The sequence below is a fragment of the Xylocopilactobacillus apicola genome (assembly GCF_033095985.1).
GTDB lineage: Bacteria > Bacillota > Bacilli > Lactobacillales > Lactobacillaceae > Xylocopilactobacillus > Xylocopilactobacillus apicola.
This window is the reverse complement of record NZ_AP026802.1, coordinates 2,183,724-2,200,646: the sequence shown is the minus strand read 5'-3', so window position 1 is coordinate 2,200,646 and position 16,923 is coordinate 2,183,724. Positions and strand designations below refer to the sequence as shown.

Sequence of the window (16,923 nt, the reverse complement as noted above, 5' to 3'; positions counted from 1 at the left end):
TAATCGCTATTTATCTTAAGCAAAAGCTGCTACGTACAAATTTGCTGCGTGTTCTGGATTAAAGTCGATCATTTTAATAATATCAACTGCGGGTGCAGATTCACCAAAGTGATCGTAACCCATAGTCACACCCTTAAGTCCGACATACTGCTGCCAGCCAAGGGTTGCGCCAAGTTCAATCGACATCCGGCATTCAATCTCATCTGGTAAAACTTCAGCCTGATATTCAGCAGATTGGAGCGCAAATAGCTCCCAAGAAGGCATCGAAACAACTCGAACAAAGATTTGCTTTTGCACTAGAATTTCTTGGGTCTTAATTGCGAGGGCAACTTCCGAGCCAGTTGCGATGATGATCCCGGTGGGTTTGTTATTGGCCGCTTCTGAGATAACATAAGCGCCTTTTTGAGCTTTCAGTCGATCGCTGCCTGCCAATTGCGGCACTGCTTGTCGATTTAAAATTATCGCAGTTGGCGTCTTATTAGCCGCCAATGCCAATTGCCAAGCTGCCTTGACCTCTTCGTCATCTGCAGCCCGAAATACGTTAATATTAGGCATTGCTCTTAAAGACATCAACTGTTCCACCGGCTGATGAGTTGGCCCATCTTGACCTACATACAAACTATCATGTGTAAAGACGAAAATCGTTGGGACTCCCATAATCGCTGCTTGCCGAATAGCACTTCTCATATAATCAGAAAAAACCAAAAACGTTCCCGTATAGCCTCTTAATCCACCGTGTAGAGTAATTCCATTAGCAATGGCAGCCATTGCGAACTCTCTGATTCCAAAATAAATATTAGGGCCCCAATAACGATGTTTTGCCATGAAGAATTTATCATTGATCGTTGTTTTGTTAGACGTCCCTAAGTCGCCACTTCCGCCGACCAAAATCGGCATTTGAGGGTAAACTGTATTTAGAACTTGCCCTGAAGCAGCTCTAGTCGCCATTTCTCCTTCAATCTTTAGCGATTCAAAATCAGGTTCTGTTAGTTCACCTTTCATGATCTTTGTTAATTGATTTGCTAAATCGGGGAATTTCTGGCGATATTTCTCAAATAAATTCAACCAGGTCTCTTCAGCTTGAACACCTCGATCGCCTACTGCATCAAACCATTTTGCGACTTCATCCGGCACATAGAAAGGCTCTTGATCGGCAAAGCCAAACTGCTTCTTCATGTATTGCGCTTCTTCATCTGAAACGGGATCACTGTGAATCGCGCTAGTCCCTGCTAAACGCGAACCATAACCAATAATAGTATTAACTTTAATGAGGGTTGGCCGATCAGAACAACGCTTAGCTTGGGCGATTGCTGATTTGATTTCGAGGCAATTATTGCCATCATGTACTTCGATCGTATTCCAACCCATCGCTTCAAATTTCAGCATTTCATCTTCAGTATTTGAAGCCGTTAATTCAGCATCAGAAGTGACTTGATTGGCGTCCCATAGCACAATTAGTTTATTTAATCCCAAATTCCCCGCGACTGAAGCAGCCTCTTGACAAACTCCTTCTTCAAAATCGCCATCGCCAGAGATTACATAAGTATAGTGATTAACAATCGGAAAATGCGGCTGATTAAAACGATCGGCTAAATGCGCCTCGGCAATCGCCATCCCGACTCCCATCGCAAAACCTTGTCCAAGAGGACCGGTACTCGCATCCACCCCGATGGTTTTCTTATATTCAGGGTGGCCAGGGGTAATACTGTTTAACTGGCGAAATTGTTTGATATCCTCAATGGTTAAAGGAAAACCGCTAAGGTGTAATAAAGCATATAAGAGCATGGATCCATGACCTGCACTTAAGACAAATCGATCTCGATCGAACCATGTTGGATCTTCAGGGTTAACTGACATATAATAACGCCATAAGATGTAACCCATCGGAGCCGCTCCTAAAGGCATTCCTAAATGTCCGTGATGGGCTCTTTGAACTGCGTCCAGGGTTAAATTTCTAATTGTATTGACCGATAATTGATCTAATTTTTGTTCCATTATTAACTGACTCCTTTGCTCCTAAAAAATACCGTGAACTAACTGACCAATAAATTTAATGATTAAAGCAACCGCATTGAAATCTGTTTCTGGAAAAGCAGTTCCTTTCAAGCCGATCGACGAAAGAACGGGATAAACTAACGATGGACCAACAGCAATCAAGATCCCGACGATAAATGAGCCAATGACACAGCCTTTCCAACCACCAGTTGCATTACCGAATACCCCAGCAGTCGCACCAATGAAGAAGTACGGAACAGCGACTGGAATAATTACGGGCATTTTAAAAATGGCAAAAACAAACATCATTAATAGTCCAGCTAAGTATGCCGAGACAAAACCAATTACCGTTGCCGTTGGCGCGTAAGGGAAGACCACCGGAACATCGAGAGCAGGTTTAGCATTTGGAATTAATTTCTCCGAAATTCCAACAAATGCCCCCACGATTTCACCTAAAAGCAGACGAACTCCGGTAATGATTACATATAAAGCTGCCGAGAATTGTAAGCCTTGGAGCAGGGGATAAATCAACCAATTAACTCCCTTTGAAAGATGTTCGACCTGCGCTTTGCCAGCAAATAAAGCAGCAATGTAATAGAAGATCACCATCGTAATTGAGACCCCAATGACGTAATCTTTGAAAATACTGAGCCAACCTGGTAACTTCAACTTTTCGGTACTGTCTTTAGGATCTCCTACTTTACCGCCTACCCAACTAGAAAGAGCGTACCCTAGTGAAACATAGTGAGCTAAAGCAATGTCATCGCCGCCAGTTACTTTGCGCATTCCAGGTTGAGCAATCGCTGGCATGGCAGCTGACATAAATCCCACGATCAAGCCACCGATGATGATAATTGCAGTGTTGTTTAAGCCGACCGATTTCAACATAATGGTCGAAAGCGCTGATAAGTACAAATTGTGTTGCCCAGTTAAGAAAATGTATTTCATCGGTGTGATTCGCGCTACGATTAGATTAACAACAAATCCTAAAGTCATAACTAAAGCAACTACGGTGCCAAATCTTTGTTGGGCAAGAGCAGTTACTGCCTCAGCTAAAGGCAAGACCCCCTGTAAGTGAAATCCTTTAGCAAATAACGCTTGAAAATCATTCAAAGCCACCGTCGCAGCCGCACTCCCAATACTAAATACCAAGAAGCCGACAATGGTCTTTAATGTTCCATTAATTACTTTGGTGGGGCTTTCCTTTTGAAGAACTAACCCGACAAAAGAAATCAGTCCGATCATGATTGAAGCTGTACTTAATAAGTCAACGATTAAAGATAGAATTCCATTCATAATTCATCACTCTCCTTTATGAGATCAAGTTTGTTGATCGAGAAAATTTTGTAGTTTTGTTTTAATTTCTTCTTTGTCGGTTAAATCTTTAATCCCGATGACCTGACGGACGTCATCTTTCACATCAGGAACCAGGTCTTCCATGGTTATTAATAAATCTGGATCAATTCCTTTGGCAGAATCAATCACGTCGTGTGACACTTCAAATGGGAAATTATTCTCTTTGACCACTTGATTAACTTTAATCTTTAGCATCATGGAAGACCCCATTCCGGTGCGACAAGCGACTAAAATTGAAAATTTCTTACTCATTTTCGTTATACCTCGATTCAAATTCTTTGATTAACGTGTAAACCTCTGACGGGTTAGCTGCCTGAATTAATTGCGCCAGAAATTTCTGATCACTAATAAAATTTACTAATTCTGACATTGCTTTTAAGTGCGACTTATTATCAATGGCACATAATGCAAAAACAAATTTAACTGGATCATTACTGCGATTACCAAAATTAATTGGTTTTTTCAAAGTGGCGACAGTAATCCCGACTTTCTTGGCCCCCAGTTCAGGTCGAGCGTGGGGCAAAGCCACCCCTTTACTAATAACGATGTAGGGGCCAGATTCTTCGGTCGTTTTCACCATTCCTTTCACGTAATCCTCAGTAGCGTAACCGGCCTGAATTAAGGGCTCTGCACTTTTGATAATCGCGTCCCGCCAGTTGGCTGCTTCAATATTGAGTCTAATTAAAGACTCATTAGTAACTTCACTTAACATTTTTTCACTTCCTTGATTAAGATAATTATGGGTTATAGTATCTTCAATTCTTTTTTTATCTTGCTGGTTGAGCAGCGCGCCAACTACGACGACCGGAATCTCAAAAGTTTTATTTAAAGGAATTGTTGAAATAATCAAATCAATCGGCGCATTCTCGACAATTTGTTGCTGGACGTTACTGCTGGGAGCATCGCCAACCACGACGATATTGTTAAAGTAAGCCTGAATTTTCGTCTTAATTAATTGGGACGTTGCAACGCCTGTGGTACAGACAACTAACACCCGGATGTAGTGACGATTTTGTTCCAAATAACGGGCAAAATAGAGCGTAATAAATCCGCTCTCGTCAGCAGAAATCGGAGGTAATTCGAACTTGACAGCAACTTTACTAGAAATCCTTACAACTGTTTGAAACAGCTGGAAATATTCCCTTTTTATCTCAGGTAAGAGCACGTTATTTAAATTGATTTGATTGTAAAGGCGATTAATCATCGGCCGGATGTGATTTTGGAGATCGTTTTTAAAATCCTGATTAATTTCCCCAATTTGTAATTCCAAAACAACGTTTTCAATGTAAAAATTAGTTACTCCTTGCACTAAGTGATTTTGAAATCCTTCATCTTCAATTTTGTCCATAATATTTAAGCGGGACGACAAAAGATATTGAAGGAGAAAATAGATTTCATTTGGCTCTAACTTGGTGTTCAGGAACTCTTCGACGTGTTTGATCACTTGGCTGGCAATTGAATACAACTGCTGATTTTGCTTAATTATCATTTGGTCGTAATCAGTGAGCTTGGTTAGAATTGGGGGATTAAGCGCAAGTTTTGGATATCTGGTAAGTAAGATGTACAAATGCGACATAATATTTACGTTGTATGGATAAGTAATTTCGCTCTTTAATTCAGCGTTGATGAAATCCAGTTGCTTTAAACAGAAATTGATCAGGAAAAAATCAAGTCCGCGACTCGTAGCCAAAGAAAAATCAGGAAAGTTTTGTTTAATCAGCAGATCTTGGAGGGCATGGCGAATATCAGCTTCTGTTCCACTAATCTTTACTCGATAGTCTTTCCTTTCAAGCTTGAGCGAATACGATTTTAGAAAATCGCGGATTAACTTAAGATCCTCGTTGACAATCGTTTTGCTTAGGTAATATTGATTAAAAAGCGTGCTGATTCGCAAAGTTCGTGGAGCTGAGATAAGTAAACGCGTTAAGACCGATTGGCGTCGATTATCAGTCGAATAGCTGCCAATACTGCGCTGTTTAAGCATTTCTTTGAGATAATTATCATAATTAATTTTGAACCCCCTTCCTTTCTTACTAATAATTAAATCGCCGGAAGACAGGATCGCGTTAAGATGCTTAATAGCACGATAAACCGTCTTCGTCGAAAGCAGTAGTTGGTTAGCAATTTCTTTCGCCGTGATAAAAGAGTTGGTATTAAGCAAAAAATTTATGATTTCTTTTTCGACCTCGGTCAACATTTACTTGGCACCTCCCCCCGTAATTAATTATAAAATCCAAAACTAGAAAGCGTTTCCAGCATTATGTCCATTGCACTAGACATTTTGGCGGCTTGTAGCTCTAATATAAATCATTATGAACCAAAAAAGGAGAGAAACCGCTCAGGCATCACTCCAAAATGTAAATTCTTGATTCTTTATTTTGTGTACAGGTTATGATATAATATAAACGTTATCGAATGGCACGATAACAATCTCAAAGTTGCTTGTTTTTGCTGGGATGATAGTGCCTACTAAATCCTCTTATTATAAATTCTGTTTATTTTCAATTACATTCCCCAGCAATTCTAGTTTTAATGACGACCTTTATCGGAAGCCTTCTTTCCTCCTAACAATAAGGCGTTAACTAGATTAAACAAGTGCTTTCAATTTGCTTCCATAATTAAATCACTACTAGATCCATACTCATAGGTGGTTAACTCGAAAACAGAGTTAACTGCCATTTTTTTTGCCCAAAATAAAAAGAGACCTGGTCTCTTGAACCAAATCTCTCTTAATCTATCTATTTAGCACGGTATGAAGCATAGTCACCCTGCACCCATTGGTTCTCACCAACTTTGTAGAAGCCATTCTTCTGGCCAAATGTCTTCCACTCGGTGCCATCTTGTAACTTACGTCCTTCATAGTATCCGCCCGTCGTATTTGAGTCTTTCCATAAGTTAACTCCATAGCCTCGGACATACTTGATGGTTACGATTCCATCTAATGTCTCCATGCCACCTGTTACTGGCGCAAATGAAACATACTGTCCATCGATCCATTGGTTCTTACCTACGTTATAGAAGGTTTGTCCCTTTGAATTTGTCGCCTTCTGGAAGACTTTCCACGCTGTTCCATGTTGTAATCTTTGACCTGTAAATGTACCTGCTGGTGCATTCCAGACATTGATCCCATAACCTGGAACATAGTTAACATATCCTACTCCGTTGTAGTCTGAGATACTCCATTCGCTAGATGGTGCTTCTTTTGGTAATACTGTAATATAGCGGGTCATTACGGTTTGAATACCTGAAGCATTAGTAGCTTTATAGGTTAACTGATAAATACCAGCAACCGTTGTATCAACTGTACCAGAGATGGTTACGTCTGGATCACCTTGACTATCTTTAGCGATTCCTTCGTAGTTAACTAATTGATCATAGTCACCATTGTACTTGTTGAAGATATTCCATGAACCAACTACTTTATAAGCTGTTGGATCAAAGTTCTCTCCCACATTAATAGTTACATCATTGGTGCCTTGGAAGGCAAATACTGGTGCCGATTGATCTGTTACCTGAACTGGTACTGTTATACTTGCCGTATCCTTATCATTACTTGGATTCGTGTAAGTATATACTACTGGGTAACTGCCTGCTTTAGTTAAATCAAGTTTACTGATATCAACCTTAATTGAACTTGCAGGAACTTTTGTATTAGCGATTGTATTTCCTTGCGCATCCTTTAGATCTGCTCCTCCACGATAGAAGTCACCAGAGAAGTTGGTAAGAGCTTCGTGATACTTAGAAGTGTTATCTTCAGGATTTGCGTAACCTGTTGGCCACTTGTCATATGAGTTCTTAGAGTCAGAGTTACTGATTCCAAAGCCGCCATATAGATATAGTGGTGATTTAACGCCAGCACCGCTATCAGTTTCATCGAAACTGCCGTTGTTTTGTTGCCAGCTACCAAGGAAGGCATTCACTAATAATTGTTGTAATTTCTCAGTGTTATTTGCGTAATCAGGATTACCGGCAACTAAACTCTTTGCCAAGATATTCTTGAAGTTCTGTGGAACGTTTGCTTCAGTCAATACTGCACCATCATCATAGACAGTGGTGTATGGACGAAGTTTAACGTTGAACGGATCATTTCCTCTTGAAACATCAGTTGTGGCAAATGATGGTTTCGTGTCTTGTTTAGTAGGAGCAGGAACTGCAGCTTTGTCGTAAACTACCACATTGATTCGAGCTTTGTTCCAGTTCTCATAGAGACGAGGTAATGATGGAATGTAGTAATATGCATTAGCGTTACCGCCATTGTCCATTAATTGTTGAACAAGGGCAACACGGTTTTCTTGATTAGACTTAGAATTTTCATCGTCATCTTTAGCAGTAACCTTGCCATCAGCTGAAATGTTCACGTTGTAAGCATCAGACAACTTCGAGTAACTTGTAGGATCACTGATTGCCATTCCGTTGTCATTTTCATCAACGTCCATAGTACTGTTGATACCTTTTTTGCCATCAGCAGCATTTTGAGTTGAACCTTTAACATAGCCCTCGTTTTCAGGTAAAGTCTTGAAGCCAGTTTCGCCTGGTTTCAAGACACCTTTATCGTCAACGTTAAAGAATTTATCTGGCGCTTTAACAATACCGATTGAGTAATCGTCTGAAGTACCGATTGTTTCAGGTGTTGTTGATTTTTCGGTTGATGTACCAACAAATTTCTCGCCTGTACCACGATCAACAGTTAGTGCCTTGGTATTAGAACCTTGGTCAAATAACTCAGAATCATAGTGAGGGAAGCTTTGATCAATACGTGTGTAGGCAATCTGATTGTTTACTGGGCGGAGATTTGTCAAACTTGAATCAGCAGCATTAATAGCATTGAATTTTGTTAGGTTTGTTCCCTTATGATCGTTGGTGCGTATAGGATTCCTATTATCATCATCTTGTGGAGCTCCGTCGCCAACGTTTCCTAATTTTACGTCACCCAAATATAGTTCATAATTGTCATAAGTGGTCTTTGCATCTTGTTGTCTATCCCAATGCCAAGCCCTTGTTCCATTAACTATTCCATCTGAATAATATCTTCTTCTTACTTCTTGAGTCCAAGTAGTTGCAACATCTCTGGCAACAGATACTGGAACTAAATACTGAACATTCAAAGAACGTTTAATCTTCACTTGAGGTAAATCTGAAGAATCATTCCAAGCTAAACCATAATGTAAATCAGTATCTGAAGCAAATTGACCTTTTCCATCTACTCTGACAGTACTAGAAACTGTTGAAAGTCCCGGGGTCTTCAAAAATACAGGGTTGCCTACAGTAGGCATTGGATTTCTTAAAAAGTTATTGTAAATGCTTCCCGCCAAGTCTGAAGACTGAGAAACCCAAGAATTTTTTGCGCCACTCACAGCATCAGTATCTCCAGCTGGGTATGATGGACTCACTCCCATACCAGGGTTATCTTCGTTACCGTGAATACTCATAACTCCGAGTAATCCACCACGATAATTAAAATCATCATTTACTGGAGAAATGAACGGACGATTGCCAACAGCATCAAATCTTGCGTTATTTTGAACGCCATTTAAGATATTAGCTGTACCACTATCTTTTCCTCTAGGGATTTGATATGTAGAAAGTTTAGTTTTTTGAGCTTCACTAAGACCAGTTCCATTGATCAAGACATAGCCGACGTTCTTAGCAAACTGCTTATGTGTTTCGGTATGATGCTGTTTATACTTAGTTATGATTATTTTACCAGTACTATGCCATCCATTATATGAATCATAAGCCTTCTCTTCAACACAATCTGAAGCATCTACGTCATCAGGGACCTTTGACATATCCGGTACTAACCAACCTTGTGTATGGTATTCTATATAATTATTCCCTGGAGATCCTGAACCGCCAGATACATGTGAACCCCAATTGGTTGCATTAACTGGATCCAAAAACGGCAAATTGACTGTACCCGTACGATGTGTATCGTCATTGTTAGCAAAATTATCATTATTGTTAGCGTCGTCGACAGCTTTTAATTGAGCATCAGTAAGCGTTGAGTCTAAATTTGCGTTCCAAGAACCATCACTGCTATCTGGATGTGGGCGTTTATACTGTGCACTCGTTGTATTAACTATGTTACGTCCTTTAAGACCTGATCCAGTAGCATCAATATCGTCAATCCAAGTACTATATTTATTGTTGGTTTTGCCATAATCTGCATTATCGACACCTGTGGTTGAGGTTACTCCTCCTGACGATGGATGAAATTCTACTAAATCACTCGCATTATAAATACCTAATTTTTCGGTCGGTGAGGGAACATCAATCTTAACTTCAAGAGTACTATGAGAACTACCTGAACCGCCGCTTGTAGTAGTGTCACCGATACGTTTAGATTCCCAAGTAACATCACTTAAATGCAGCGATTGTGCATGCTCATTGCCACTGCCACTGCCTTTAATATTGATATTTGCATTTCCTTTAGTATCTTTAATCTCGTCGTTGTAACCAATAGTGGAATTATCTGTATTGTGATTAACATACCAAGGATTAGTAGGTACAGATATACCTGTTAATAGAGTTCCGTCAGCTTCATATTTGTATTTACCATTAAATCCCTTGCTTGAATCATTCATATCAGCAGGATCATTAGCTGCATTATGAGTTAAACCAAAAGGATCACCCTGACCAGCAGCAGTCAAAGGATTAGCGTCATAATCATCACCTGATACAAATCCAGTAGCTCCTCTAGAAAAAGGCAGCGCGGTAGAAATAACAGTACTGTAAGGATTCCGGTAAGACTTCAAAACAGTGTTGTTTAAAGGCATAGTGAAGGTGAAACTCTTCTTAATCTCATCACCAGAAGTGTTGTTAAAAGAACCATTATTGGCGATTTGATTCTTGATAGTTTCTTCAGACATACCAGTAAAAGGAGCAGTTCCGAAGATAGAATGAGTATCATCCCAAGCTTCACGAACCATAAATGGAGATTTAGTTTTGTTAACTCCACTACTAGGTTCAAAGGCGTGAACAACATCACCTAATTTTACGTCTACACCGTTGTTGTTATCTTTAACTTTCATAGGTGTATTAGTAGGGGGAACGGGATCAAAAATTGAATCCCCGCCACCAAAAGCGTCAGGTGCTCCACCGAAGGCATAAGTGCTGTCCCCATAAGCATCCTTACCTTGAGAACCATTAGCAATAGTATTTGTACTATTAGATGCTACCGTTTGATCAAGATTAGTACCAAACGCAGGCCAAAAATGAAGATTAGGTCCGGCAGGAGTGTCTGAAGATTTATTTCCTAAATAGCCTTGAAATTCTTGATTTCTACCGGTAGAACTAGCGCCCGTAGGAGTGTCGGTATTACCATTAAGAGCGTCAGCCTGATTAGGAATCTTTTTAGCAACATCATTGTTGTAACCACCCTTACCAATTCCGGTCTCATCCTTGTTGTTGGTATTGAAAGGATTAAACAAGAGTGAATTACTGAAGTCAGACTTCAGATTATTAGCCCCGGTAATTGTGTTAGAAGTATGATCATATGTCAAACGAGGATCAGCTACGCCGATGTAGTTATCTACAGGAGTTCCATCAGCAGGTTTAAAATTATCGTTACTAATGCTGGTGGCATTCAAATCAGGGTTAAGACTTGATAAAGAATTATCACCAAACGTAACGGAAGAAGGTCCGCTGCCAACTACCCCAGAAGCGTTGTAAGAATTCTTATCAGTAGCGAGAGTACCAGCCACATTATCGCCATGAATAGCTTTCATAGGAGCAACGTTAGAGATATTGAAGTTACTCTGATAACCGAGAGCTTTAATCTTCTTAGCGATAGTAGCAGCATCAGTACCTCTCGGCACCACGATAGTCCCAGAACCAGTATCAGGATCAACCCAAGCAGTAGAACCACCACTACCGATTAATTTCTGTTGATCTTGAGTCAAACCATTCTTGAGGTTAGTACGCTGATTAAAGGTTCCAGCGGTACTATCACCAAGACGAGGTGAACCTTCAGAATCCGGAAAATTTCTAGTACCCCATTCACCTTTAGAGGAAGGAGAGCTGTCAATATTATTCTCTAGCAAAACTTTCTCAGGCAAGACGTTGAAAGTCTTATTGTTAAGCTTGAAAACGGCAGTAGCTTTCCGGCCAGTAATCTTGCTTTGAGCCATAAGAGTAATGCTGGAGGTAGATTCATGAATAATATTTTCTTCATTTTGTGCAACGTTATCGTACCCATTGATATAAAGCTGTGCATAAGCTTCATTCGGGTTACCGAAGAAAGCTGTGCCTAAAACGTCAGAAATATTGACGCCTTCGCCAATTTTGGGGATTGCTAGAATATCAGGGTCAGGAGTCTTGCCAGTAGTAGCAATGACATCCTCTTTATTTGGAGCCCAAATACCCTCTTTTAACTTTCCATCGCTATCAAAGTCACTTTCAAACCCTTGGTGTAAATAAGATCCGACACCAGGTTTTTGGTTGTTGAATGCTAGGATTTGGGCGATAAAGCCTAGAGCAAGCTTATACTTTTCATAAGTTTTATCATAGCCAGCAGTAGGGTTACCTCCCTTAGTATCATTAAATAGGACATGACGAGCATTAGAGCTAGCATCATTAGTCGCAATGGAAAGATCAATTAATTGTTGGACCAATTTAGAAGCACGAATGTTAGAGCTACTAGCGAAATGCTCAGCAGGATACCAGTCAACTTGACCGTCGGATGGCCCTGCATTTTGCAAAAGCTTGTCATATTGACCTAACCCAGGATTATCAACATCATAATCCCAAGAACTATCGTCAGCATGAACAGTAATTGCCTGAGCAACACCTGTAAATGCACCGGCTACAGGAGACAGCAGTAACAGTGCTGTACTCGCTATGTTTGGAGCCCCGCTAAGTGCACACCATGTAAATTAAAATGGAACACAAAAACCGCCACCTCTCCGGGACGACGGTTTTGTGAAGCTTTTCGGCACTCCTTTTTGGGAGTGGAAAATCTTTAATTATTACAATATTTTGGGTAAATTAATTTTTTTTCAAAATAGTCTCTCTTAGCTCGAAAGGGGTTAGGCCCTGGTGCTTTAAAGTCCGGCGTTCGGTCATGAAATAGTTCAGCCCGTCGTTGATAAGGTTGGCCAATTCAGCTAGATTATCAATTTGTCTGGTTCTTGGCAGGAGCCACTCAGTTTTAAACTGGCTCCAAAAAGATTCGATCACGGCGTTGTCGTGCGGTGTGCCAGGCCGGGACATGCTTTGGGGGACCTGATGATCATCTAAATAGTTTCGAAATTCAAATGACGTGTAAGCTGAGCCACGATCGGTGTGAACCAAAGGGTGCGCTAAAGGAAAGCGCTCAAAGGCTTGATCAAAAGCGATAATAGCTGCTTGGGTCGTCTTCTTTTGGCTAAGAGACCACCCCAGCAACTCGCCGCTATAAAGGTCAAGCACGCCACAAAGCCAAATTTTTCTCCCAGCGCGTTTGCCGTATTGGACCTGCGTGGAGTCGCTGACCCATACTTCATTGATATTGCTGCGGGTAAATTCGCGGTTCAAAATATTTTCGACGACGTAGTCGGCTTTGATCTTTGCCTCGCGCTGAGTTTTACGTCTGATCACCGAGTGGAGGCCGGCTTGGCGCATTAAGCGCTGGACGCGCTTGTGATTGACTTGGGGCAGGCGCATAGAGCGCAACCACACGTTGAGCTCGGCTGTCATGCTGAGATATCCTTTGGTTTGATGACTCTTCTCAAAGAAAATTTTGATGCGATTTAATAGGAGCTCGTTAAATTCGTCTTCGTTGTCACCTTTGCTGCGTCCACCTTTAAGCCAATAGTAATAAGCTCGTCGACTGATTTGGGCGAGCTCGGTTAGGCGTTTAATTGAAATTCGGCCTAAATTGGGCGGGGGATCACTTTGCAGTTCCTTGATAGCCTGGTATGTGGCTTCGTGGGGGAATTTGCTTAGTCTTGATCCCTCCTTTCTGTAGGCTGCGATTTTTTTTCAAGTAATTTCACAATCTTCTGATCATCCAGTTCGTTCTTAAGATCTTTGATCTCAGATTGTAGTTTATAAATTTCAGGGTTATTAAGTGATTTAGGTTCATGGCGGTGATCAACGAGCCCTTCATCTCCTAACTCTTCGTAGCGTTTAACCCAGGTATAGACTTGCTGGTAAGTACATCCAAATTTCCTGATTGCCTCGTTATAGTTCTTGTCATGTTCAACAGTCCAATTGATGACTTCCATTCGTTCTTGTGCATTAAATTTTTTCGACATTATATACCTCAATGGCTTTTTTAGTTATTATATGAAATTTTGTACAGTTTCACAATGAATTTTTGTGCAATAAGTGGGGTATAGGGTGAAAAATTTAATTATTCAGAAGTTTAGTTTCATAAAATTGTTGATTTTGGTGATTATCTTGACATTTAGTTTCAGAAGACTATACTTTTACTGTAATCGTTTTCATTTGTAAAGGAGATAAAAATGAAAAAAAGGGTTAAGAAATCGTTTGTGATTAGTGCGCTGGGGTTGATGATGCTGGGCGGCATTTATCAAGGAGCACAAGCCGTAGATGCAGCGAGCGCTCAAGAGGGGGAGGGTCCTGAAGGACAGTTTCAAGTGGATCAAATTTTTCCAATTGAAGAAAAAGATGATAATCCAGAATTTGATACGTGGGCTCTCTTAGATAACGCAATAAGAAAGTTTTACGGGTTTCAAGGCCAAGGTGAAATCTGGCTATATTCCAACAACCCCAATAAATTTAATATCTTTATTAACGGTCAAAGGCTTAACCTAAGAACAATGGCTGCTGGTAAATGGGTCAAAATCAGCATCAGTGATCTCACAAAAGATGGAAATAATTCGCTACAAGTCGGGGCTAAGGAGACTTTGACGGCGCAAGACACCATAAAAGTTAAATTGCCATACCCGACTTTGGTTAATAAAGCTAGTGAAACTAGGAATCTTTCAAATGATACTTTTAAATTAATGGATGACTTAATTAATCAAGAGATTAAGTACGGATTCAGTTCTGCTCAATTGGTGGTCGTTCATAACGGTGCGATAGTCAAAGAAAGTTCCTATGGAATTTTAAATTCATACAGTGAAACGGGAGATCGGTTGAACGCTGGCACGCGAGTCAATAAAGACACTCTTTATGATCTTGCTTCTAATACTAAAATGTATGCCACTAATTTTATTTTGCAGCAACTAGTGTCTCAAAAGAGACTGGACTTAAATAAGAAAGTTAGCGAAATTTTCCCGCAATTCCAAGATGGTCCTAGCGATCAAATTACTGGTAAGTCTGATTTGACGGTTCGCGATATTTTGATGCATCAAGCTGGGTTTCCTGCGGATCCGCAATATCATAATAATAACTACGATCCTAAGAATCCATCAGTAAACAAAAAAGATGCAAATCCAGTCTATACTCAAAAGCGTGAAGACGTATTGGCGAAGATTATTGCGACGCCGCTTGATTACCAACCAGGAACCAAAACAATTTATTCGGATGTAGATTATATGTTGCTGGGGCTCATCATCGAAAAAGTTACTGGCCAAACTGAAGATAAATATGCCGAAGAGCAGATTTATAAACCGTTGGGCTTGATGCATACAATTTATAATCCGCTGATGAAGGGCTTTGGTCAAGACAAGATTGCCGCAACCGAATTAAATGGTAATACGCGGGGGAATACGATTGATTTTGACAACATCCGGCGCCACACTCTTCAAGGTCAAGTTCATGACGAGAAAGCTTTTTATACTATGAAAGGTGTTAGCGGGCATGCGGGGTTGTTTAGCAATGCTTCTGACTTGGCAGTTTTGACCCAGACGATTATTAATCGGGGCGGATATGCAAATCATCGGCTCTTCGATGAAGATACATTGGATGAATTTATTAAACCAAAATCTACTAATAGCAGTTTTGGCCTTGGTTGGCGGCGTCAGGCATCAGGTACGTATGCGTGGGCTTTCTCGCCGCAAGCTGATGCCAGTACGATTGGGCATACTGGTTGGACCGGAACGTTGACGGTAATTGATCCGAAGACCAATACGGCGGCAATTCTATTAACAAATGAGCGAAACACGCCGATTATTGATCCGAAGAAAAATCCTAATGATTTCGTTGGTGGGCATTATTTAATTGCCAAGTACGGTGATGTAGCAAGTTTAGCTTTTTCTGGGATCAACGGGGATTCTACAGAATCCAACAATCAAAAGTTGTTGAGCTTAACACTTGAGCGGTATCACCAGATTCAAAAGAATAAAGCAGATCAAGCGATGGCTGATAAGAATGACTTAAAGGCAATTTATGAAACGATGAAACTGCGCCAAAGCTCAAGCGAATTGATTCGCCAGTTTATGGCGTCGTCAGAAGGTCAAACTTTGAGCAAGTATTTGTCTAATTAAACTAATGAAGACGACTCTCGCGGGAGGTCGCCTTTTTGTTTATCATTAATAGTAATCATGGGTCACGTTTAAATGCCATGATAATCAAATTAGATTTTAATATCACTAAATTGAGTTTAGTGTCTTTCAACTGGCGTTTTATTTGCTTCTTAGTCTTCTGGCAATTTACCATAAAAAATTTTGTTCCAACTCGAATCCCTTTGACGTTTGCGAAATTGCTTTTTAAAATTTTTAGTATACTATCGTAATTCTAATTCCTCAAAGTTGTTGGCACTAGGAAGCGCCTTTGTCCCGTTTAAATCATCAACAACTTCTTGCAAGGAATTTTTGAATTCGGGAGATGGAATCGGTCCTTGATTGACAACGGTAGTTAAAGTAATTCTGACAAAATCAGACCGCGCTTAGCTAAAATTTCTTTAGCTTTCTCCTTAATATTCAATGACGTACACCGTCAATTATTCAACGGATTCTTTCACATTAGAAATGCTACCAGTAAAGTTTCGATCACGATGATACTTAACGCATAAATTGCCGCCACTTTGGGGGAAGTTTTCTCGATTTTCTCGGCGAAGAAGTAGTACCCAAGCGCAGTGACAAGGTTAGATACGATCCCCATCAGTTGATCATTCCACGTGATTACCGTATTAGACAGCAAAAGAAGAAAACCAATAATTGTGATAATGAGGATCATGTTTAAGAGGCCAGTTGTTCTTTTGACAGGGGAACGCTTGATGATCTCAAGCCACTTTTTGGATAGGTAATACATCACCCAAATCGAAAAATAGCTTAGGATGAGGGCAATGATTATTACGAGAAATCCTCCTTTTGTTTGGTTCAGAATATCTTTTTCAAAGATTCCCGCGAACGTCATTACAATAATCATTAAAATCAGCGAAGTTTTATTCATTATTTTGGACATAAATTTCTCCTACTTGGGTTAGAATAATACTATGATACAACAAAGGAGGCGCCAAATGGCACAAAATAAGAAGGAAATTAGGTTTGACCGCAGCGAATTAGCGGCGTATGCGGCGATGGCAGCCAAGAACATTGATTTAGACGTGGCGACGGCTTTTCGCCTGGCCAACGAGATCAACCGCTTAGTTGATGCGAGTCAATTGAATCCAGATTTTCGCGAGATTCTTCTTAATCAAGCGCAAAAATGGTTCGATGATAATACACCCAAAAGCGAATAGAA

10 protein-coding genes are annotated in these 16,923 nt (G+C 40.4%); 2 read left to right on the top strand and 8 right to left on the bottom strand.

Annotated features, from left to right (window positions below; translation table 11 throughout):
- Positions 1-15 precede the first annotated feature (15 nt).
- The 7 genes from tkt to R8495_RS10815 all read right to left on the bottom strand — a co-directional run bounded on the left by tkt (position 16) and on the right by R8495_RS10815 (position 13,586).
- Entirely contained in the window at positions 16-1,995 is a 1,980-nt protein-coding gene (tkt, locus tag R8495_RS10845) for a transketolase (RefSeq protein WP_317635472.1), read from the bottom strand.
- Between the two features lie 21 nt (positions 1,996-2,016).
- Positions 2,017-3,291: a PTS ascorbate transporter subunit IIC gene (ulaA, locus tag R8495_RS10840; protein ID WP_317635471.1), complete on the bottom strand. Its 1,275-nt coding sequence runs from the start codon at positions 3,289-3,291 to the stop codon at positions 2,017-2,019.
- A gap of 24 nt (positions 3,292-3,315) precedes the next feature.
- Positions 3,316-3,603 (bottom strand): PTS sugar transporter subunit IIB, encoded by a 288-nt coding sequence (locus tag R8495_RS10835; RefSeq protein ID WP_317635470.1) that lies wholly within the window; start codon positions 3,601-3,603, stop codon positions 3,316-3,318.
- The gene (locus R8495_RS10830; protein ID WP_317635469.1) at positions 3,596-5,548 is read right to left on the bottom strand and encodes a BglG family transcription antiterminator; all 1,953 of its coding nucleotides are present in this window, start codon (positions 5,546-5,548) and stop codon (positions 3,596-3,598) included. The genes R8495_RS10835 and R8495_RS10830 overlap by 8 nt, the downstream gene beginning before the upstream one ends.
- Before the next feature lie 541 nt (positions 5,549-6,089).
- On the bottom strand, positions 6,090-12,050 hold the full coding sequence (locus R8495_RS10825; protein ID WP_317635468.1) for an immunoglobulin-like domain-containing protein: 5,961 nt from the start codon (positions 12,048-12,050) through the stop codon (positions 6,090-6,092).
- Between the two features lie 286 nt (positions 12,051-12,336).
- Positions 12,337-13,230 (bottom strand): IS3 family transposase, encoded by an 894-nt coding sequence (locus tag R8495_RS10820; RefSeq protein ID WP_317636634.1) that lies wholly within the window; start codon positions 13,228-13,230, stop codon positions 12,337-12,339.
- Between the two features lie 41 nt (positions 13,231-13,271).
- Positions 13,272-13,586: a helix-turn-helix domain-containing protein gene (locus tag R8495_RS10815; protein WP_317635467.1), complete on the bottom strand. Its 315-nt coding sequence runs from the start codon at positions 13,584-13,586 to the stop codon at positions 13,272-13,274.
- A 210-nt stretch (positions 13,587-13,796) separates the two neighbouring features.
- Here R8495_RS10815 and pbp4b point away from each other — a divergent pair, with 210 nt between their 5' ends.
- Complete coding sequence (gene pbp4b, locus R8495_RS10810; protein WP_317635466.1) at positions 13,797-15,725, top strand: penicillin binding protein PBP4B; 1,929 nt, start codon at positions 13,797-13,799, stop codon at positions 15,723-15,725.
- A gap of 472 nt (positions 15,726-16,197) precedes the next feature.
- Here the strand turns inward: pbp4b and R8495_RS10805 are convergent, their stop codons facing one another.
- Positions 16,198-16,644 carry a hypothetical protein gene (locus R8495_RS10805; protein WP_317635465.1) on the bottom strand — a complete coding sequence of 149 codons (447 nt, stop codon included), beginning with the start codon at positions 16,642-16,644 and terminating at the stop codon, positions 16,198-16,200.
- A gap of 55 nt (positions 16,645-16,699) precedes the next feature.
- Here R8495_RS10805 and R8495_RS10800 point away from each other — a divergent pair, with 55 nt between their 5' ends.
- Entirely contained in the window at positions 16,700-16,921 is a 222-nt protein-coding gene (locus R8495_RS10800) for a hypothetical protein (RefSeq protein ID WP_317635464.1), read from the top strand.
- The last annotated feature ends 2 nt before the right edge of the window (positions 16,922-16,923 follow it).